The sequence below is a fragment of the Micromonospora sp. NPDC093277 genome (genome assembly GCF_044765245.1).
Taxonomy (GTDB): domain Bacteria; phylum Actinomycetota; class Actinomycetes; order Mycobacteriales; family Micromonosporaceae; genus Micromonospora.
In genome coordinates this window covers 758,273-776,843 of the sequence record NZ_JBIWJO010000001.1, presented here as the reverse complement: position 1 = coordinate 776,843, position 18,571 = coordinate 758,273, and the positions used below count along the sequence as shown (strand labels likewise).

The following is an 18,571-nucleotide window of genomic DNA, read 5'->3' as shown; positions in this document are numbered from 1 at the left end:
GTCAAGGGGGCTGACGGATGACCGCACCCACCCGGCGGGAACGCCTGCGTACGGCGGCTCTCGCCGAGATCAAGGACGGGGCGCGGCGGCTGTTGGTGACCGGCGGGATCGAGGCGGTCTCGCTGCGCGCGATCGCCCGGGACATGGGCATGACCGCCCCGGCCATCTATCGATACTTCCCCAGCCTGGAGGCGCTGGTCGCCGGGCTGGCCGGGGACCTCTACGACGAGCTGCGCCAGGGAATCGAGGCGGCCCGGGACGCGGCCGGCCCGGATCCGGCGGGCCAGCTCCGCGAGATGTGCCGGGCGATGCGGCGCTGGGCCGTCGGCCATCCCGCCGAGTTCACCCTGATCTTCGGCAACCCGGTGCCCGGGGTGGGCGGGCTCGCCAGTCACTGCGCCGAACCGGACCATCCGGGGGCGCACCTGTGCGCGGTCTTCCTCACCCCGTTCGTGGAACTCACCCGGGGCAGTCGGCTGCCCACCCCACCGGCGGAGCTGCTCCAGGAACGGCTCGGCGGGCACCTCACCCCGCTGGCGACCGAGCAGGGCCCGCTGCCGATCGAGGTCGCGTACGCCTTTCTCTCCGCCTGGACCCGGCTCTACGGCCTCGTCGCCATGGAGGTCTTCGGTCACCTCGGCTGGGCGGTCGACGAGCCGGAAGCGCTCTTCGAGACCGAGTTGATCAGCCAGCTCGCCCAGTTGCGTCCGGCCGACCCCGGCGAGACCCTCCCCCAGGGCGGCACGCGCCACTAGGCTCCCCCGACATGAGCGAGCGCAGCGAGCGAATCATCAGGCGCAGTGCCGTGGAGCCTCATGCGACCGCCGAGCGAAGCGAGGTGGCCGCATGAGCGAGCGCAGCGAGCGAATCATCAGGCGCAGTGCCGTGGAGCCTCATGCGACCGCCGAGCGAAGCGAGGTGGCCGCATGAGCGAGAGTCTTCCGTCCCGCGCCGACGTCGTCGTGGTCGGCTCCGGGCACAACGGTCTGGTCTCGGCGATCCTGCTGGCCCGCGCCGGCCTCGACGTGCTGGTGCTGGAGGCGGCCGAGGTGATCGGCGGAGCCACCCGCACCGAGAACCCCTTCCCCAAGGTTCCGGGCCTGCGGCACTCCACCGGCTCGTATCTGCTCGGGCTGATGCCGCCGGAGCTGCTCGCCACGCTGGACGTACGCATCCCGGTGCTGCGCCGCGACCCGCACTACTTCCTGCCCACCCCGGGCGGGCCCGGGTCGCCGTACCTGCTCTTCGGCAGCGACGCGGCGGCCAGCCGGCGGCAGCTCGCGGAGATGTTCTCCCCCGCCGACGCGGCGGCCGACGACGCGCTCCAGGCCGAGCTGGCCCAGCTCCGCGAGGACCTGGCCCCGGCCTGGCTGACCGGGCCGCTGCCGGTGGAGGAGACCGCCGAGCGGTACGTCCGCCCGGCCCTCCGGCAGGTCTTCGTCGACCTGGTCCGCGGCTCGGTCGCCGACTACCTGGCCCGGTTCGACTTCCGCTCCGAACTGCTGGTCAGCATGTACGCGGTAACCGACGGCCTCTCCGGGCTCAACGCCGGCCCGGACGACCCGGGCACCGGGCACAACTTCCTGGTGCACAACATGTGCCGCCTGCCGGGCTCCGGTGGCACCTGGATGATCGCCCAGGGCGGCATGGGCACCGTCTCCCGGACCTTCGCCGAGGCCGCCCGCGCCGCCGGGGCGACCGTCCTGACCGGTACGCCGGTCACCGCGATCACCCTGGACGGCGGCGCGGCGTCCGGTGTGGTGCTGGCCGACGGGCGGGAGGTGGCCGCCTCGGTGGTGCTCGGGGCCTGCGATCCGTACCGGTTGCTGGAGCTGCTGCCCGACGGCGCGGTCCCGACGGCGCTGGGCGAGCGGATGGCGGCCGTCCGCCGCACCGGCAGCACGCTCAAGCTCAACCTGGCGCTACGCGGCCTGCCCCGGTTCTCCTGCCTGCCGGCGCACGCGCCCAGCCCGTTCGGCTCCACCATCCACCTGTTGCCCGGCTCGGCGTCGCTGGTCGAGCAGGGCGGCGAGTCGCCGATGACCGCACTGCGCGGCATGTGGGCGGACGTGCGGGCCGGGCGGCTGCCGGCGGAACCGACCATCGAGTGGTACCTGCACACCACTGTCGACCCGTCGCTGGCCGACGAGGCCGGGCACCACTCGTCGGCGCTGTTCGTGCAGTCCGTCCCGTACGAGCTGGCCGGCACCACCTGGGAAGCGGCGCTGCCCGGCTACATCTCCCGGCTGGTCGACATCTGCGAGCGGTACGCCCCCGGCACCGGCGACCTGATCGCCGACGCGGTGCCGCTGGCCCCGCCCGGCATCGAGAGGCATTTCGGCATCACCGGCGGGCACATCCACCACGTCGACAACACCGTCTCGTTCACCGACCGGATGCCGTACGCCACCGGCGTCGACGGCGTGTACGCCGGCAGCGCCGGCTGCCACCCCGCCGGCAGCGTCATCGGCGCCGCCGGCCACAACGCCGCCCGCCGTATCCTCACCGACCTGGGCCGCTGACCGCCCTACCACCTCTTGATCAACTGCTGAGCCCGGCTCTTGATCAACTCCGTGTGCGGCAAGTTGCGGTCATATCCGCCGACGAGACCACCGATTGCGGCACGCGGAGTTGATCAGAGCGGGGCGAGGACGGATCGGGTGGGGCGGGTGGGCGTCAGTTGCCGGTCTCGGCGCGCTCGGCGCGGATCTTGTGGCCGACGCTGGTCAGGCAGCGGCCGCTGGCCAGGTCGAACCGCCAACCGTGCAGCTGGCAGGTGAGCTGGTCGCCGTCGACGATGCCGAACCGGCTCAGGTCCGCCTTCAGGTGCGGGCAGCGGCGCTGCACCACCCAGCCGTCCAGCGTGATGTCCTCGGCGTCGACGGCCCGCTCGTGCTCGTCGTACCAGCCCTCCGCGTACTGGAGACGCTCCTCCGAGAGGCACTTGAAGAACGCGTAGACGAACTCGTTGTACTGGCCGATCCGAGCCGCGGAGAAGCGGCAGGAGAGGAAGAGCGAGTTGACCCAGTCCACCTCGCCGATGTGCAGCAGGTGCTCGATCAGCGCCCGCTCGGTACGGAACCGGTAGCGGACCTTCTCGTCCGCGTACGGCCGGACCTCCTTGCCCGGGAAGTCCACCACGATGGACTCGACGCTGTCACCGTCGTAGCCCACGAGGTCGAAGCGGACCGGGCCGCCGACGCCCTTGGCCAGGTAGATCGACTCGTCGAGCAGCGGCTCGATCCGGCGCTTCATCTCGCCCAGCAGGTCGACCTCGGGGTGCCGCCAGGACGCCTTCTCGGCCTCGATGACCGGGCGCTTGCGCTCCCGCATCTCCTCCAGGTGGGCGACCTTGTTGGCGAAGAACTCCTCGATCGGCATCGGGTGGGTGGTGGTCGCACCCTCGGTGGTGATCTCGGTGACGCTGCCCGGCAGCAGCACGATCCCGTTGGTGCCGCCGACCTTGGCGTACTCCGCCAGGAAGACCGACTGGTCGGGGAAGATGTTGCCCTCGTCGCCGAAGATGTCGTTGAACTGCCACAGCTCGTCGTCGAGGAAGCAGGGCGGTCCGGCGATCGGGAAGACGTGGTCGGCCTTCAGGTCGTCGATGTAGCGCCAGGTGCGGTCGAACTGCCGGTCCCGCTTCTGCTTGCCGAACGCGGTCTTGGCCGCCTGCGGCAGCTCGTAGACCATCGGGTACCAGATCGCGCCGGAGAACTGCAGCATGTGCGCGTGCACGTGGCCCAGCTCGGTGAAGACGGTCAGGTCGGTCGGGCGGGCGTCGTTCTGGTTGAGCAGCCGGACACCGTCGTACTCCACCCAGAGCGAGGAGTCGCCGATCGGGCCGTCGGTCGGGCTGGTCAACGCCTGGATCATGATCTTCAGGCCGCCGGGCAGCTCCACGACCTGCTCGTTCGGGGCCTTGAGGAACTTGGTGAAGCCCAGCTCCCGCAGCTCGTCCTCCATCTCGGAGGTGGGGAACTCGGGCAGCAGGACGGTGACGTCCTTGGAGATGTAGTCGCGCAGGTGCTTCGCGTCGAAGTGGTCGCGGTGCAGGTGCGACACGTACAGGTAGTCGACCTGACCCAGGGCGTCCCAGTCGAGCTGTGAATTGTCCGGGAATGGGAACCACGAGGCGAAATAGGCGGGATTGACCCACGGGTCGCACAGGATGCTGCCCGCGGCCGTGTCGATCCGCATGCTGGCATGTCCCGTACCGGTCACTCGCACCGCAGTCCCCCTCGAAAGACAATCAGGTGTACGTCAAGACGCTACCGGAGGCAGTGTGGTCGCCGTCCCGCGACGCCGGTAGTGCCCATCCGCCCCGCCGGGACGGGTCCAACGACCCGGGCGCTCAGCCCAGCACCGGCCCCGTCCAACTCCGGCGCTCCGGCGCGGCGGCGCACCAGGCGTCCATCAGGGCGGAAATCCGATCGACCGGTGCCGCGACGTGCACCCGCTGCCCGCCCGCGACCTGGTGGTCCCGGTCATGGGACACGTTCCCCTCACTGCAGCACGCGCAGATCATCCGGACCCCGCTGGCCGGCTCCGCCGCGTACCCGTGCTCGTCGAAGAGCTCGGCCAGGGCCTGGACGTCCGCCGGTCCGCCGGCGGCCACCTCGACGATCGTGGTGGGCAGCTCGGAGGCCCGAAACAGCAGCAACTCGTCGAAGACCGGGAACTTCTGGCCGCCGACCTCCCGCTCCCCGTTCGGAGCGCCGTCGTGCACCACGATCTCGCCGTACCGGCGGCCCGACTCCGGCGTCGGCACGTTGAGCACCCGCGCCCGGGTCGGGCAGAGCCGCTGCGCCCAGACCACCTCGCCGCCGCCCTGCCCCACGGTCAGCCGGATCGGCGTCGGCCCGAAGTCCGCCACGATCTCACCGTCGCCGGCCGGCACGGTCAGCCCGTACCCCTGCCAGGCGTCCCGGGCCGTCGCCCAGTCCTCCATGATCGTCGCGGCGATGCCGAGGTTCCAGAACGCCGGGTCCTCCGCGCCCCGCTTCGCCCGCGCGGCCGCCTCCCGGCCCAGCTCGTACGCCTTCGCCCAGTTGCGCACGAACTTGTACGCCAGCGCCGCGTCGTACCACCAGACGCCGGCGCGGCGGTGATCGGGAAGGCGTCGCGCCAGGCGCTCCAGGGACTCCCCGGCGACCACCCAGTCCTGCGCGTCCCACGCCTGATACGCCGCCTTGAGCAGTTCGCGATCCTCCGCGCGAGCCATGCGTCCCCCATCAGGTCGGACCCTGCGCCGGGCCCGGCACGAGGCGTGCCAGACTAACCGGAGATCCGATCGCGAGGGAAGGACCGACAGTGGCAGGAAGCGAGCCGGTAACCGCGCCAGATCAGCACAAGCCCGGGAACCGCAAGGCCGGACGGATCGGAGCGGTGCTGTCGGCGGCATTGTTGGTGGTCATGGCGCTGTGCGGCAACCACGAGGGCAAGGTCGAGGACATCTGGCTGATCGGGGTCGCCGCGCTGCTGCTGGCCATCGTGATCGGCGACGCGGTGCTGCGCCGCAGCGGCCTGCGGTCCTGACCCGACGCTCACGCGTTCGACCTGTACGCGCGAGGGCCCGCCCCTGTTCGGGGGCGGGCCCTCGTCGTCTGGTCGGGGCGGGCGCCCTCGTCGTCAACGGATCAGTGGCCGAGCAGGATGTCCTGTACGTCCTTGAGCGCGGCGTCGACCTCGGCCTCGAAGTAGCCGCCCGGTACCAGCCCGAAGCGCAGGGTGTCCAGGTCCTTCGGATTCACCGGCATCTGGTTGCGGCCCTGCATGCCGCCGAGCAGGGTGTCGAAGAACCGGTCGACCTGGTCCGGGTCGTACCCGCTGCCGAAGCGGCGCACCTGGAAGCTGCGGCGGATCTGGTCCACCCGGTAGAGGTCGCTGCCGGGTGGGCCGGCCATCGGCGGACCGACGGCGGGCGGGCCACCCATCGGCGGGCCACCGGCGGGCGGGCCGGCCATCGGCGGGCCACCCATCGGGCCACCCCCGAAACCCTGCTGGGGCACGGGAGGCGGTCCGGCCGGACCACGGCCACGCAGATCCCGCTCCGGCATCCGGATCTCGGCCGTCATGTCGGGGCGGCCACGCCGACCGGCCTCGAACCCGTCGAACCGGTCATCGGGGCCGAACCCACCGGGCCCCTGCGGAAGGCCGCGGGGCGGCGGCGGACCGCCGTGCCCCATCGGGGCACCCGGACCCATCGGGCCACCCGGACCCATCGGACCGGGTCCCATCGGGCCAGGTCCGGCCGGGCCGCGGGGCCCGTCGTACCCGCCGCGTGGGCCGTCGTACCCACCGGCGAAGGCACCGGTCGGCTCGTCGTAGCGGCCACCACCGGTCGGGTCGTCGTACCGACCACCCCCGGTCGGCTCGTCGTAACGGTTGCCCCCGGTCGGATCGTCGTAGCGGTTGCCGTAGCGGTCGGCGGGCGGGCCGGGCTGCGCGGGCATCGGTCGGGGCGGCATCGGCGGCTGCGGCACCGGCGAGAGGCCGCGGTCGTCGCGCATCGGCGGACCGTGCCGGTCGGCCATCCGGGGATCGGCACCGCGCCCGCCCGGGGCGCCGCCCCGCTCCTCCAGCTCGGCCAGCTGCCGCTCCACCCGGTCGAGGTGCAGGTCGACCTGCCACTCGTCGTAGCCGTTGAACCGGACCCGGAAGACGACGTCGTGGACCTCCTGGGAGGCGACGGGCGCGCCGACCGGCTGACCGTCGAGGGTCGCCTCCACCCGATCCAGGAAGGCGTCCACCTCGTCCACCTTGTATCCCCGGCGAAGCGCCTTACGCCGGAAACGCTGACCCTGACTCGCCACTATGTCTCCTGGTCTCGTTCGCTACGCCCGGTCACGCCGTTCTTCGCCCGGCGCCTCGGTGTCCCTGTCCTCGGCGGCGGCGAGCTGCCCACACGCGCCGTCGATCTCGCGCCCCCGGGTGTCCCGCACCGTGGTCGACACCCCGGCGTCGCGCAACCGCCGGACGAACTCCCGCTCGACCGGCTTCGGGCTGGCGTCCCAGCGGCTGCCCGGAGTCGGGTTGAGCGGGATGAGATTCACATGTGCCAGCTTGCCGGCCAGCAGCCGCCCGAGCAGATCGGCTCTCCACGGCTGGTCGTTCACGTCCTTGATCATCGCGTACTCGATCGACACGCGACGCCCCGTCGTGGTCGCGTAGTCCCACGCCGCGTCCAGCACCTCGGACACCTTCCAGCGCTGGTTGACCGGGACGAGTTCGTCGCGCAGCTCATCATCGGGGGCGTGCAGCGACAGCGCAAGAGTCACGGAGAGGTCTTCGCTGGCCAGTCGGCGGATCGCCGGCACCAGGCCGACCGTGGAGACGGTGATGTGCCGCTGGGACAGGCCGAGCCCCTCCGGGGCCGGCGCCACCAGCCGGCGGATCGCCGCGACCACCCGCGAGTAGTTGGCCAGCGGCTCGCCCATGCCCATGAAGACGACGTGCGACAGGCGCGGCGGGGAGCCGGCCACCACCCCCGAGGCGGCCACCCCGGCGAGGTAGACAGCCTGGTCGACGATCTCCGCGGTCGACAGGTTACGGGTCAGCCCGGCCTGGCCGGTGGCGCAGAACGGGCAGGCCATGCCACAGCCGGCCTGACTGGAGATGCAGACGGTGACCCGGTCCGGGTAGCCCATCAGCACGCTCTCCACCAGCGAGCCGTCGTGCAGCCGCCAGAGCGCCTTCCGGGTGGCACCGTCGTCGCAGGCCAGCTCGCGCACCGGGGTGAGCAGGGTGGGCAGCAGTGTCCCGGCCAGCCGCTCCCGGGCGGTCGCCGGCAGGTCGGTCATCAGCGCGGGGTCGCGCACCAGGCGACCGAAGTAGTGGTTGGAGACCTGCTTGGCTCGGAAGGCGGGCTCCCCCAGCTCGGCGACCAGCGCCTGCCGGCCGGGCAGGTCCAAGTCGGCGAGGTGGCGGGGCGGCAGCGCGGGCCGGCGGCCGCGAGCGTCGGGGTCCACGGGGATCAGGGGGAGGCTCGTCATGGCGGGTCCAGTCTGACACGCCAGCGGCGGGTCGTACCCGTCCGTAGGTCCCGAATCGGCCTTGACCGGCCGGTGGATTCGGCTCCGCCCGCATGATTCATCCCTCAGCCCACCGTCGGCACCAGAACCGTCAACAGCAGATACGCCGCCGGCACCGCGAAGAGGATCGAGTCGAGCCGGTCCATCAGGCCACCGTGCCCGGGTAGCAGGTTGCTCATGTCCTTCACCCCGAGATCCCGCTTGATCATCGACTCGGCCAGGTCGCCGACGACCGCCGCGCAGGAGATCGCCACCCCGAACAGCGCACCCCACCACGGGGTCACCTCGAACAGCAGCCAGAGCAGCAGGGCGCTGCCCGCCGCGGCGGCGGTCAGCGAGCCGGCGAAGCCCTCCCAGGACTTCTTCGGGCTGATCCTGGGCGCCATCGGGTGCTTGCCGAAGGCGACGCCGGCCGCGTACCCGCCGGTGTCGGAGAGCACCACAGCGACCAGGGTGACCAGCACCCGCAGATGCCCGTCGCCGGGAGCGGCCGCGAGCATGGCCGCGAAACCACCGAGGAAGGGCACGTAGACCGCGATCAGGGTGGCCGCGGTCACGTCACGCTGATAGTTACGGGGGCCGTCGCCCAACCGCCAGACCATCGTGCCGAGGACGGTGACCAGCAGGCCGAGACTCTGCGCGTCCGGGCCGGCGAACCAGGCCAGCCCGACGGTGATCACGCCACCGGCGATCAGCGGCACCAGCGGTGGGTGGGCACCGCCGCGGCGCACCGCCCGGGCCATCTCCCAGCTGCCGATCGCCATCGCGGTGGCGACCACGACGAGGAACGCGAGCGGGTAGAAGAAGAGCGGCACCAGGATCGCCGCGCCGAGAGCCAGGCCGACGCCGATCGCCGCCGGCAGGTTGCGGCCGGCCCGGCCGGTCGCCGACTGCGCGGTGGCGGGCCGGTCGACACTGGCCCGGCGGCGACCCCGCCCGCGCCGGCCCGGGGGCGGCTCGTCCCGTACCGCCGCGAGTTGGCCGGTCGGGTCGTCCGGTCCCGCGGCAACCTGGTCGGGCTCGTCGCGTACCGGGGCGATCTGGGCGGTCGCGTACTCGTCGTCCGGCAGGTAGGGGCGGCCACCCCGAACCGGCTCGTCGTAGCCCCGGTCACGCGGACCATGGTCCGCGTCCCGGTACCGGGGATCGTCCCGGTAGCCCGGACCGCCGTCCCAGCGGTCGCGGTCATCGGGGTACGCCGGGCCGCGCTCCCACCGGCGCTCCTCGTGGTACGCCGGACCGCCGTCCCACCGGTCGCGTTCCTCGCGGCCCTCGGCCGGGCGGTCCAGATCGTCGCGGTAGCCGGTCTGGTCGTGCCAACCGCGGTCCGCCTCGCGGTACCTCCGGTCGTCCCCGGCGTGGTCCGGGCGTTCCTCGTACCGCCGGCGGCCGCTCGCCGCGTCGTACCGGTCGTCGTCCGGCCAGGGCCGGGCGTACGGATCGGTGGCGGAACGGCTGCCTCCGGGCGATTCCGCGTACGCCTCAGGGCCACCCGGCCGATGCCAGGACTGCGGTTCGAGGTCGGTCTCGGGCCACGGCAGCGGGGCCGGCTGGTCCCAGCCGCGTGGCTCGGCGGCGCCGTAGGGGTCGGGGCGGGACATCACGTACCGAGCGGAAGCGGTACGAGAGCCACCACATGACGCAAGACCAAGACCATCCCCTACAGGCGTGACTGTTCCGGTTGACCGACCCGACGGCCGGGAGATCCCCGCCGTTCACCCAGTGGTGGTCGGGAGTCCTGCCGAGCCTACTGCACTCGCGAACCCGGGACGGCGGACGATGGCCCACCACGACGACGGCACCGGGTCCGCCACCCGAGATGGGCGGCGGCGCACCGGTGCCGCAGCGGGTGGCGGACCGCTCAGACCTCGAGCAGCTCGTTCTCCTTGTGCTTGATCAGCTCGTCGATGTTGGCGACGAACCGCTGAGTCAGGTCGTCCAGCTCCTTCTCGGCGCGCCGGCCATCGTCCTCGCCGACCTCGCCGTCCTTGACCAGACGGTCCAGCTCTTCCTTGCCCTTGCGGCGGACGTTGCGGACGGCCACCTTGGCCTCCTCGCCCTTGTGCCGGGCGACCTTGATCATCTCGCGGCGCCGCTCCTCGGTCATCTGCGGGAGCAGGATGCGCAGCTGGTTGCCCTCGTTGTTCGGGTTCACCCCGAGGTCGGAGTCGCGGATCGCCTTCTCCATGGCGTTGAGCTGCGAGTTGTCGTACGGCTTGATGATCACCATACGTGGCTCGGGGACCCCGATGGACGCCATCTGGGGCAGCGGGGTGGGGCTGCCGTAGTAGTCGATGACGATCCGGGAGAACATGGCGGCGTTGGCACGACCGGTGCGGATGCCGCCGAACTCCTCCTTGGCGTGCTCGATGGCACGCTCCATCTTCTCCTCGGCCTCGAGGAGGGTGTCGTCGATCACCGGTCTCCTCGCCTCCTTCTGTTGCTCGTCGTGAACTGTGTCGTATCGGAGGACCGCTGCCGGCGCGGCGGGCCGCTCAGGCGGTGATCAGGGTTCCGATCTTCTCACCGCCGACGGCGCGGACGATCGTGTCGTCGCCCTGGGCGCCGAAGACCAGCATCGGCAGGCCGTTCTCCATGCAGAGGCTGAACGCCGCGGCATCGGCCACCCGCAGGTTGCGGCGCAGCACCTCGGAGAAGGTGATCGAATCGAGCTTGCTCGCGGTGGGGTCGATCCGGGGGTCGGCGGTGTAGACCGCGTCCACGCCGTTCTTGCTCATCAGCACCACGTCGGCGCGGATCTCCAGCGCCCGCTGGGCGGCGACCGTGTCAGTGGAGAAGTACGGCATCCCGGCGCCCGCGCCGAAGATGACCACCCGGCCCTTCTCCAGGTGCCGGATCGCCCGCAGCGGGATGTACGGCTCGGCGACCTGGGCCATGGTGATCGCGCTCTGCACCCGCGTCTCGACACCCTCCTTCTCCAGGAAATCCTGGAGGGCCAGGCAGTTCATCACCGTGCCGAGCATGCCCATGTAGTCGGCCCGGGCCCGGTCCATGCCGCGCTTCTGCAGCTCGGCGCCGCGGAAGAAGTTGCCGCCCCCGACCACCACGGAGACCTGTACGCCGCGGCGAACCACCGTCGCGATCTGCCGGGCGATGCCCTGCACGACGTCCGGGTCGACGCCGATCGCGCCACCACCGAAGACCTCGCCGGAGAGTTTCAGCACCACCCGTCGGGCCCGGCCGGGTGGTGGGGCGGTCGGATCATCCGCCGCCAGGCTCCGGTCACTCACAACCTGCGTCATCCGCCCCGCCCCTTCCGTCGCGCACCCGGGTGCGCGTGCATACCGCGTACCTGCCGTTGCCGACCTTATGCGACGAGGAGGCCGCGGTGCCTGTCACGTACACCGGCGGCCTCCTCGTTGACGTTTCCTGGCCACGGACGCGTCGTGCGCCCGGGGCGGCGGCTCAGGCCTGGCCGACCTCGAACCGCAGGAAGCCGGTGGCCTCGATGCCGGCCTCGGCCAGCAGCTGCTTCACCGTCTTCTTGTTGTCGGCGACCGAAGACTGCTCCAGCAGCACAAAGTCCTTGAAGAAGGCGTTGACCCGGCCCTCGACGATCTTCGGCAGCGCCGCCTCGGGCTTGTTCTCCTCGCGGGCGGTCTGCTCGGCGATGCGCCGCTCCGAGTCGATGACCTCGGCCGGGACCTCGTCGCGGGTGAGGTACTTCGGCCGCATGGCGGCGATCTGCATGGCCACGCCCCGGGCGTCCGCGTCGGCAGCCTCGTCGCTCTTGCCGGTGAACTGCACCAGCACGCCGACGGCCGGCGGCAGGTCCTGGCTCTTGCGGTGCAGGTAGACGGCGGTGGTGCCGTCGAGCTTGCCGAAGCGGTTGAGGACCAGCTTCTCGCCGATCTTGGCCGACTGCTCCTGGATCAGGTCGGCGACGGGCTTGCCGTCGAGGGTGCTGGCGAGCAGCTCCTCGGCGGTGCTCACGCCGCTGGCCACGCCGTGCTCGACCAGCTGCTGGGCCAGCGCGATGAAGGCGTCGTTCTTGGCGACGAAGTCGGTCTCGCAGTTGAGCTCGAGCAGCGCCTGGCCGGCGTGCGCGATGAGGCCGTTGGCGGCGGTACGACCGGCCCGCTTGCCGACATCCTTGGCGCCCTTGACACGCAGGATCTCGACGGCCTTGTCGAAGTCGCCCTCGGCCTCGGTCAGCGCCTTCTTGCAGTCCATCATGCCGGCGCCGGTGAGGTCGCGGAGCTTCTTGACGTCCGCGGCGGTGAAGTTGGACATGGCTCTCTCTTCGGGTCTTGAGGCTGCGGTGGGATGGTCTGGGGGTCGGTTACCCGGATCCGGGCCGGTTGTGCCCGGGGGCCCGTCGCGTCCCCACCGGCCGGAAAATCGGGCAGTGGGGACGCGACGGTTCGATCACTCCGCGGCGGTGGCCGCCGGCTGCTCCTCGGTCTTCTTCGGCTCCTCGAGCAGCTCACGCTCCCACTCGGCCAGCGGCTCGTCGGCGCCGACCTGGCCCGCCTCGGGCTTCTCGTCGGTGCCACGGCGGCGGCCGGAACGGGCGATCAGGCCGTCGGCGACCGCGGCGGCGACAACCTTGGTCAGCAGTTCGGCCGAGCGAATGGCGTCGTCGTTGCCCGGGATCGGGAAGTCGACCTCGTCCGGGTCGCAGTTGGTGTCGAGCACGGCGATCACCGGGATGCCCAGCTTGCGGGCCTCGTCGACGGCGATGTGCTCCTTCTTGGTGTCGACCACCCAGACCGCGGCCGGGAGCTTCTGCATGTCCCGCAGACCGCCGAGGGTCTTGGTCAGCTTGATCTTCTCGCGGGAGAGCTGCAGGGTCTCCTTCTTGGTGTAACCGGCGGCGGTGCCGCTCAGGTCACCGAGAGCCTCCAGCTCCTTCATCCGCTGAAGCCGCTTGTACACCGTCTGGAAGTTGGTCAGCATGCCGCCGAGCCAGCGGTGGTTCACGAACGGCTGGCCGACCCGGGTCGCCTGCTCGGCGATGGCCTCCTGGGCCTGCTTCTTGGTGCCGACGAAAAGGATGCTGCCACCCTCGGCGACCGTGTTGCGGACGAAGTCGTACGCCTTCTCGATGTAGTCGAGGGTCTGGCGCAGGTCGATGATGTAGATGCCGTTGCGCTCGGTGAAGATGAAGCGCTTCATCTTCGGGTTCCAGCGCCGGGTCTGGTGCCCGAAGTGGACACCGCTCTCAAGCAGCTGACGCATGGTCACGACGGCCATGGCTTTACTCCTAGTTATCCCTGGTTGTCCCGTCCGGCCGGCGGCCGGACGCCTGGCACCCGGTCGCCGGCCGTGACGGACCCGATTCAGAATCGGGACCAGGGAGGCCGTCGCCCCACGAACTGGTCGCGGAGAGGGCGCGCGAGGTCGACCGCACACGGCGGTCGCCAGTCGACCAGTGTACGCCCCTTCCCCGTACGCCCGCCCCGGGGTGCGGGAACGCCCACGGGGTCCCGTTCCGGGCGAGCCACCCCCGCTGCCCGCGAGCCGCCGCGCGGCCGTGCTCGCCGAGCCGCCACGCGGCTGCGCTCGCTGAGCCGCCGCGCGCTGTGCTCGCCCTACGCCTGAGCCCGACGCCTGCCGTCGCGCCGTCGCCCGGGCGCGTCCCCGGACTCCGCACGTTTTCCGAGGATGCGCGGACGCGAATGCGACGCTCCCTGCCAGGCCCCCGGACGTGGACGCAATTCGGCGGCACCCCGGCCCATGCCGCGGGCGCGGGCGCCTTGATCGACTCCACGGGCGGGATGTGGCGGTGTCGAGCGTGGCCGGATGCCACCGTTTGCGGAACATGGAGTGGATCACCCGAGGTTCGGGACCACCCGCCGCGGGTTTTGTCCGGTTCATGCGCTTCCAGTCACCCTCACCGCCCGCACCCGCGTTACCCACGCCTCGGTCTCGTGTTCCGCCGTTACCCCAGGACCCACCCGCAAGGTCTCCCTGGTCCGGCGAGCGACGCGGGCGGCCACACCCGCGGCCGGGACCCCTGGCCGGCGAGCGACGCGGGCGGCCAGCACCGCAGCCGGGACCCCTGGGCGACGGGCGACGCGGGCGGCCACACCCGCGGCCGGGACCCCTGGCCGGCGAGCGACGCGGGCGGCCAGCACCGCAGCCGGTCAGCGGGCGGCGAGCGCCGCCGCGAGGAAGAGCACGAGCCCGACGGTGAGGTACGCCGTCGGCGGTCGGAGCCAGCCACGGCTGCCGTCCGCGAGCGCCAGCCCGCCGGTGCGCAGCCCGTACAGCCCCGTGCCGAAGATCGGCAGCCCCAGCACGAGGAACGAGCCCACCACGACGTGCGAGGTCGAGACCGGGTCACCCACCAGGCCACGCAGGAACACCCGCAGCGCCGGGGCCTCCAGGGCCAGCACCACCACCGCCAGCAGCACCGCGAGTGCCGGCCGGCGGGTCCGGTAGACGCCGTCCCCCGGCGGCGGACCGTCCAGCCGCGGCGCGACCGAGGGCATCGGGCCGGTCGGCAGGTCCAACGGGTGCGGCATGTGGGCACCCACCGCCTCGGTCACGGGCGCGGCGGGCCGTTCCCCGACGGTCAGCGGCGTGGGCATGCCGTGCAGCGGCCGGTCCCCGACGGTCAACGGCGCGGCGGCGACCGGTTCGGCCGGCTGGGATGGCTCGACGATCGGATAGCCGCCCAGCGGGCCGGGGCGCAGCGCGTCGCCCGTACGGTCCAGGTCGATCGGGTCGACCTCGCGCACGCCCCCGCCGAGGTCGCCGGTCTCGCGCGCCGCCCGGCGGCCACCGCGTTCGCCCGGCAGTTCCCCGGAGATCTCCGGGTTGCCCAGCCGGCGCGCCCCCCGGTAGCTGTCGGTGTCGTCGCCCAGCGGGTCGAACCGTCCCGGTTCGCCGTACCGGGTCTCGCCGCCGGTGCGCTGCTCCGGGGCACGGTAGTCGTCGTCGCGGTAGCGCGGCTCGCTAGCGGCGCGCCAGTCCGGCTCGGCGTATCCAGGGTCGTTCCAGTGCGACCCCTGCTGGTCCTCGGGAAAGCTCCGTCGTCCGTCCACGATCGGCACCGTATGCGACCGGCTCCACGCGCGCCATCCGCCCCCGCGCCAGCTCACACCGCGGTCCGACCGATCCGCCGTAGACACGCCGGGTGATCAACCGCAGTCGAACGGTGGCCCGCTAGCACAGTCGGGGCATGATCGTCGGCACGTCCACAGGGCGCCGTTGTCCACAGGACGCCGGGACGAGACACCACCACGGGGCCGCCGGAGGCGCACCGTGACCGGCATGACGAAGCGGAACCAGGCCGTCGGCGCGTACGGGGAGCGGTGCGCCGTCCGGCACCTGATCGAGGCGGGGCTGCGCCCGGTGGCCCGGAACTGGCGCTGCCCCGACGGGGAGATCGACATCATCGCCTGGGACGGCGTGGTGCTCGCCATCTGCGAGGTGAAGACCCGCCGTACGGAGGAATTCGGCACCCCGGCCGAGGCGGTCGTGCCGGCGAAGGCACGCCGGCTGCGCGGTCTGGCCGCCCGTTGGCTCGCCGAGACGGGCACCGTCGCCGACGAGGTCCGCTTCGACGTGCTGGCCGTCCGGCTCCCGGTCGCCGGCCCGGCCCGGGTCGAGCACGTAAAAGGAGCTTTCTAGAAATGAGCTACGCCAAGGTGCTCTGCGTGGGCCTGGTCGGGGTGGCCGGGCACGTGGTGGAGGTGGAGGCCGACCTGACCCCCGGGCTGCCGGGCATCGCGATCTCCGGCTTGCCCGACACGGCCCTGCACGAGGCCAGGGACCGAGTCCGCGCGGCCATCGTCAACTCCGGGCAGAAGTGGCCGAATCGGCGGATCACCATCAACCTGCTCCCGGCCACCCTGCCGAAGTACGGGTCCGCGTTCGACCTGGCCATCGCGGCGGCGGTGCTCGGCGGCTCGGGTGAGCTGCCACTGCTGCCGCTGGAGCGGACGGTGGTCCTCGGCGAACTCGGCCTGGACGGCACTGTCCGCCCGGTGCGGGGCGTACTGCCGATGGTCGCCGCCGCGGCCCGAGCCGGTTTCCCGCGGGTGGTGGTGCCCGCCGGCAACGCCGCCGAGGCATCGGTGATCCCCGGCGTCCAGGTACGCGCGGTCGACAACCTGCACCGGCTGGTCGCCTTCGTCCGGGACGGCTCGCCGTTGCTCCCACCGCCGGCGCTCGCGCCGGCCACCGGCGAGGAGGGTTTGGACCTCGCCGAGGTGGCCGGGCAGCAGCTCGGCCGGCGGGCGCTGGAGGTGGCCGCGGCGGGCGGGCACCATCTGGCGCTGCTCGGGCCTCCGGGGGCTGGCAAGACCATGCTCGCCGAGCGCCTTCCGTCGATCCTGCCGGAGCTGGACGACGACGCCGCGCTGGAGGTCACCGCCCTGCATTCCATCGCCGGGCTCCTGCCGCCCGGCGGGCGGCTGCTCCGCCGGCCGCCGTTCCAGGCGCCTCATCACACCGCCACGGTCCCCGCCCTGGTCGGCGGTGGGTCGGGGGTGGTCCGGCCCGGCGCGGTGTCACTGGCCCATCGCGGGGTGCTCTTCCTCGACGAGGCACCCGAGTTCAGCAAGGGGACGCTGGAGGCGCTGCGCCAGCCGTTGGAGAGCGGCCGGGTACGGGTCGCCCGGACCCGGGGCGCCACCGAGTACCCGGCCCGCGCGCAACTGGTGCTGGCGGCCAACCCCTGCCCCTGCGCGAAGCCGTCCGGGGACGTGGACTGCGAGTGCACCCCGCTGGCCCGGCGACGCTATCTGGGCCGGCTTTCCGGTCCCCTCCTCGACCGGGTCGACGTGCAGGTCCGGCTGCAGGCCGTACGGGCGGCGGAGCTGCTGGAGACGGGCACGCCGAACGAGCCGTCCCAGAAGGTGGCTGCCCGGGTCGCCGCCGCGCGTCGGGCCGCCGCCGACCGGTGGGCGTCCACCGGCCGCCGCGTGAACGCCGAGATCCCCGGCCCGTACCTGCGCCGCCCACCGTGGCGGCTGCCCGGGCCGGACACCCGCGAGCTGCGCAGGCGGCTCGACTCCGGTTCGCTCTCCGCCCGTGGGTTCGATCGGGTCATTCGGCTCGCCTGGAGCATCGCCGACCTGGACGGGCGGGACCGCCCGGACGGCGGGGACATCGCGGAGGCCATTCACCTAAGGACAGGAGAGGTCGCATGAGCGAGCGCCAGCGAGCGAATGATCAATGCGGTGCGTGGGTGCCTCATGACGGCACGGAGCGAAGCGGAGCGCCGTCATGAGCGAACGCAGCGAGCGAATCATCAGGCACAGCGCGGTGGTGCCTCATGACGGCACGGAGCGAAGCGGAGCGCCGTCATGAGCGAGCGAGTCGTCAGGTCCAGTGCCGTCAGCAGCACGATGACTGAAAGACGGCTGGCGCGGGTGGCGCTGACCTGGCTGACCGAGCCGGGGACCCGGTCGGTGCACCGGTTGGTCGACCAGCTCGGCCCGATCGCCACGCTGGACCTGCTGCTCGACGGTGGCGCCCCGGACCGGGCGCTCAGGTCCCTGGTGGTCGCCCGGTCGGCCGGCGGCGACGCCAGGGCGGTGGCGGAGCATGCCCTGGCGCGCACCGAGCGGCTCGGCGCACGGGTGGTCACCCCCGAGGACGACGAGTGGCCGATCCGGGTTGAGCACCTGCGACAGCTGGTCTTGCCCGGGGCGGAACGCCGGGTCGACCTGGAGACGGCGCCACCGCTCTGCTTCTGGGTACGCGGTGCCTGGCCCCTCGGGGAGGCGTTCGACCGATCCGTCGCCGTCGTCGGCGCTCGGGCCGCAACCTCGTACGGCACGCACGTCGCCACCGAACTCGGTTACGGGCTGGCCGACCGGGGCTGGACGGTGGTCTCCGGTGGTGCCTTCGGCATCGACTCCGCCGCACACCGGGGCGCGTTGACCGCCGACGGGATCACCATCGCCGTGCTGGCCTGCGGGGTGGACCGCCCGTACCCGTCGGGCAACGCGGCGCTCTTCGACCGGATAGCGGAGACCGGCCTGCTGGTCAGTGAGTGGTTGCCGGGCGCCGACCCGCTGCGGCCCCGGTTCCTCATCCGCAACCGGGTCATCGCGGCCGGCACGCTCGGGACGGTGCTGGTGGAGGCGGCGGCCCGCAGCGGGGCCACCCAGACGTTGAATCGGGCGATCGGGGTCAGCCGGCCGGGCATGGTGGTGCCGGGCCCGGTCACCTCGGCGATGTCGGTGGGCGCGCACGAGCTGCTGCGCGAGCAGCCCAAGGCCCGGCTGGTCACCGGCGTCGCGCACGTGCTGGAGGAAGTGGGACGGATCGGCGACGACCTGGCCCCGCCGATCCGGGCGCCGGAACGGCTCCGGGACCGGCTCGACGACGAGGCTGTCCAGGTGCTGGAGGCGCTACCCCGACGCAAGACGCTGGCCCTGGAGAGCGTCGCGGCCCGCGCCGGGGTGGACCTGCGCACCGCGATGCGCAAGTTGTCCATGTTGGAGGAGCTGGCCATGGTGGTCCGCCGCGACGACGGCTACGCGCTCGCACCACCACCCGAGAAGGGCGGTCCCCCGAAGGCTGGGCCGTGACGCGGGCGGGTGCGCCGCAGGGCG

16 protein-coding genes are annotated in these 18,571 nt (G+C 72.4%); 6 read left to right on the top strand and 10 right to left on the bottom strand.

Going from position 1 to position 18,571, the window contains the following annotated elements; genetic code table 11:
* Positions 1-17 precede the first annotated feature (17 nt).
* Positions 18-755 carry a TetR/AcrR family transcriptional regulator gene (locus ACIRG9_RS03585; RefSeq protein WP_402849525.1) on the top strand — a complete coding sequence of 246 codons (738 nt, stop codon included), beginning with the start codon at positions 18-20 and terminating at the stop codon, positions 753-755.
* A gap of 171 nt (positions 756-926) precedes the next feature.
* Positions 927-2,522 carry a phytoene desaturase family protein gene (locus ACIRG9_RS03580; RefSeq protein WP_402849523.1) on the top strand — a complete coding sequence of 532 codons (1,596 nt, stop codon included), beginning with the start codon at positions 927-929 and terminating at the stop codon, positions 2,520-2,522.
* Positions 2,523-2,676: 154 nt separating this feature from the next.
* On the opposite strand, the gene ACIRG9_RS03575 is transcribed toward ACIRG9_RS03580, so the two are convergent.
* Positions 2,677-4,230: a Rieske 2Fe-2S domain-containing protein gene (locus ACIRG9_RS03575; protein ID WP_402849520.1), complete on the bottom strand. Its 1,554-nt coding sequence runs from the start codon at positions 4,228-4,230 to the stop codon at positions 2,677-2,679.
* Positions 4,231-4,354: 124 nt separating this feature from the next.
* Positions 4,355-5,224 (bottom strand): hypothetical protein, encoded by an 870-nt coding sequence (locus ACIRG9_RS03570; RefSeq protein WP_402849517.1) that lies wholly within the window; start codon positions 5,222-5,224, stop codon positions 4,355-4,357.
* A gap of 89 nt (positions 5,225-5,313) precedes the next feature.
* Between ACIRG9_RS03570 and ACIRG9_RS03565 the strand changes: the two genes are divergently transcribed.
* Positions 5,314-5,538 carry a DUF2631 domain-containing protein gene (locus tag ACIRG9_RS03565; protein WP_402849514.1) on the top strand — a complete coding sequence of 75 codons (225 nt, stop codon included), beginning with the start codon at positions 5,314-5,316 and terminating at the stop codon, positions 5,536-5,538.
* 101 nt (positions 5,539-5,639) lie between these two features.
* On the opposite strand, the gene ACIRG9_RS03560 is transcribed toward ACIRG9_RS03565, so the two are convergent.
* From ACIRG9_RS03560 to ACIRG9_RS03525, 8 genes are all read right to left on the bottom strand, one after another.
* On the bottom strand, positions 5,640-6,815 hold the full coding sequence (locus ACIRG9_RS03560; RefSeq protein ID WP_402849511.1) for a DivIVA domain-containing protein: 1,176 nt from the start codon (positions 6,813-6,815) through the stop codon (positions 5,640-5,642).
* 21 nt (positions 6,816-6,836) lie between these two features.
* Positions 6,837-7,994, bottom strand: coding sequence for a 23S rRNA (adenine(2503)-C(2))-methyltransferase RlmN (gene rlmN, locus ACIRG9_RS03555; protein WP_402849509.1), 1,158 nt, complete (start codon positions 7,992-7,994; stop codon positions 6,837-6,839).
* A gap of 104 nt (positions 7,995-8,098) precedes the next feature.
* Positions 8,099-9,634 carry a phosphatidate cytidylyltransferase gene (locus ACIRG9_RS03550; protein WP_402850250.1) on the bottom strand — a complete coding sequence of 512 codons (1,536 nt, stop codon included), beginning with the start codon at positions 9,632-9,634 and terminating at the stop codon, positions 8,099-8,101.
* 260 nt (positions 9,635-9,894) lie between these two features.
* On the bottom strand, positions 9,895-10,452 hold the full coding sequence (gene frr / locus ACIRG9_RS03545; RefSeq protein ID WP_402849506.1) for a ribosome recycling factor: 558 nt from the start codon (positions 10,450-10,452) through the stop codon (positions 9,895-9,897).
* Positions 10,453-10,528: 76 nt separating this feature from the next.
* Positions 10,529-11,296: a UMP kinase gene (gene pyrH / locus ACIRG9_RS03540; protein ID WP_402849503.1), complete on the bottom strand. Its 768-nt coding sequence runs from the start codon at positions 11,294-11,296 to the stop codon at positions 10,529-10,531.
* 163 nt (positions 11,297-11,459) lie between these two features.
* Positions 11,460-12,287 (bottom strand): translation elongation factor Ts, encoded by an 828-nt coding sequence (tsf, locus tag ACIRG9_RS03535; RefSeq protein ID WP_402849500.1) that lies wholly within the window; start codon positions 12,285-12,287, stop codon positions 11,460-11,462.
* Between the two features lie 135 nt (positions 12,288-12,422).
* Positions 12,423-13,250 carry a 30S ribosomal protein S2 gene (gene rpsB / locus ACIRG9_RS03530; protein WP_402849498.1) on the bottom strand — a complete coding sequence of 276 codons (828 nt, stop codon included), beginning with the start codon at positions 13,248-13,250 and terminating at the stop codon, positions 12,423-12,425.
* Positions 13,251-14,143: 893 nt separating this feature from the next.
* Complete coding sequence (locus ACIRG9_RS03525) at positions 14,144-15,055, bottom strand: hypothetical protein (protein WP_402849495.1); 912 nt, start codon at positions 15,053-15,055, stop codon at positions 14,144-14,146.
* A 220-nt stretch (positions 15,056-15,275) separates the two neighbouring features.
* Here ACIRG9_RS03525 and ACIRG9_RS03520 point away from each other — a divergent pair, with 220 nt between their 5' ends.
* From ACIRG9_RS03520 to ACIRG9_RS03510, 3 genes are all read left to right on the top strand, one after another.
* A complete protein-coding gene (locus ACIRG9_RS03520) occupies positions 15,276-15,635 on the top strand; it encodes a YraN family protein (protein ID WP_402849492.1) in 360 nt (119 codons plus the stop codon).
* A gap of 2 nt (positions 15,636-15,637) precedes the next feature.
* Positions 15,638-17,158 (top strand): YifB family Mg chelatase-like AAA ATPase, encoded by a 1,521-nt coding sequence (locus ACIRG9_RS03515; protein WP_402849489.1) that lies wholly within the window; start codon positions 15,638-15,640, stop codon positions 17,156-17,158.
* Between the two features lie 156 nt (positions 17,159-17,314).
* On the top strand, positions 17,315-18,547 hold the full coding sequence (locus ACIRG9_RS03510) for a DNA-processing protein DprA (RefSeq protein ID WP_402849486.1): 1,233 nt from the start codon (positions 17,315-17,317) through the stop codon (positions 18,545-18,547).
* Positions 18,548-18,571 lie beyond the last annotated feature (24 nt).

Coding starts and splice junctions, on each gene's coding strand:
- ACIRG9_RS03585 (WP_402849525.1), top strand. CDS start 18: ATGACCGCACCCACCCGGCGGGAACGCCTGCGTACGGCGGCTCTCGCC.
- ACIRG9_RS03580 (WP_402849523.1), top strand. CDS start 927: ATGAGCGAGAGTCTTCCGTCCCGCGCCGACGTCGTCGTGGTCGGCTCC.
- ACIRG9_RS03570 (WP_402849517.1), bottom strand. CDS start 5,224: ATGGCTCGCGCGGAGGATCGCGAACTGCTCAAGGCGGCGTATCAGGCG.
- rlmN (WP_402849509.1), bottom strand. CDS start 7,994: ATGACGAGCCTCCCCCTGATCCCCGTGGACCCCGACGCTCGCGGCCGC.
- ACIRG9_RS03550 (WP_402850250.1), bottom strand. CDS start 9,634: ATGTCCCGCCCCGACCCCTACGGCGCCGCCGAGCCACGCGGCTGGGAC.
- pyrH (WP_402849503.1), bottom strand. CDS start 11,296: ATGACGCAGGTTGTGAGTGACCGGAGCCTGGCGGCGGATGATCCGACC.
- tsf (WP_402849500.1), bottom strand. CDS start 12,287: ATGTCCAACTTCACCGCCGCGGACGTCAAGAAGCTCCGCGACCTCACC.
- rpsB (WP_402849498.1), bottom strand. CDS start 13,250: ATGGCCGTCGTGACCATGCGTCAGCTGCTTGAGAGCGGTGTCCACTTC.
- ACIRG9_RS03520 (WP_402849492.1), top strand. CDS start 15,276: ATGACGAAGCGGAACCAGGCCGTCGGCGCGTACGGGGAGCGGTGCGCC.
- ACIRG9_RS03515 (WP_402849489.1), top strand. CDS start 15,638: ATGAGCTACGCCAAGGTGCTCTGCGTGGGCCTGGTCGGGGTGGCCGGG.
- ACIRG9_RS03510 (WP_402849486.1), top strand. CDS start 17,315: ATGAGCGAGCGAGTCGTCAGGTCCAGTGCCGTCAGCAGCACGATGACT.